Here is a 1,028-nt window from a genome sequence, read left to right as displayed (position 1 = left end):
ACGACGCCCAGCTGGCCATGCGGACCCAGAGCGCGGAGGGGCCCGCGGACAAGCCGTGGGAGCAGGCCATCGCCCCGGAGATGGTGGACACGGCCAAGTACAAGAAGGACGGACCCTACAACCTGTGCTTCTCCAACGCCGCGGTGAACAACCCGTGGCGGCAGGTGGGCTGGAAGACCATGCAGGCCGAGGTGGCGCTGCACAAGGAGATCAAGCAGTTCACCGCGCTCGACGCGGAGGGCAAGGACGACAAGCAGATCTCCGACATCGCCGAGCTGGTCGGCAAGGGCTGTGACGCGCTGATCGTCTCGCCCAACACCACCGCCACCTTGACCCCGGCCGTCGAGGGCGCCTGCCCCAAGGTGCCGGTGATCGTGTTCGACCGCGGTGTGGAGACCGACTGCCCGGTGACGTTCATCAACCCCATCGGCGGCTACGCCTTCGGCGCCGACGGCGCCGAGTTCCTGGTGGAGAAGGTGCCGGCCGGAGGCAAGATCCTCGCGTTGCGGATCCTGCCGGGCGTCGACGTGCTGGAGACCCGCTGGTCGGCGGCCAAGGTCACCTTCGACAAGAGTCAGCTCGACGTGGTCGGGGTGGAGTTCACCGACGGCGACGCCGCCAAGACCAAGAGCATCGTGAGCGACTTCATCCAGCGGCACGGCAAGATCGACGGGGTGTGGATGGACGCGGGAGCGACCGCGGTGGCGGCCGTCGAGGCGTTCGAGGACGCCGGGGTCCCGGTGCCGGCGATCGTCGGCGAGGACCAGCAGGACTTCCTGCAGAAGTGGAAGAGCGGCGGCCTCACGGCCATCGCGCCGACCTATCCCACCTACCAGTGGCGTACTCCGATCATCGCCGCCCTGAAGATCCTCAAGGGCGAGGAGGTGCCCAAGACCTGGAAGCTGCCCCAGCCCAAGATCACTTCCGAGAACCTGGACAGCTACCTGCAGCCCAACATGCCGCCGCTGCACTACGCGCTCTGCGGCTGCGAGAAGCTGCCGGACTTCCCCGCCAACTGGGGCGGCAAG

The 1,028-nt window shown here is 67.7% G+C and carries 1 protein-coding gene; it reads left to right on the top strand.

Annotated features, from left to right (window positions below; genetic code table 11):
* Positions 1 to 17: 17 nt before the first annotated feature.
* Positions 18 to 1,028: substrate-binding domain-containing protein (locus ACSDR0_RS50790; protein ID WP_435296164.1), on the top strand; the 1,011-nt coding region annotated here is incomplete at its 3' end.

The sequence above is a fragment of the Streptosporangium sp. G11 genome (assembly GCF_051192615.1).
GTDB lineage: Bacteria > Actinomycetota > Actinomycetes > Streptosporangiales > Streptosporangiaceae > Streptosporangium.
This window is presented reverse-complemented; position numbering and strand designations above follow the sequence as displayed.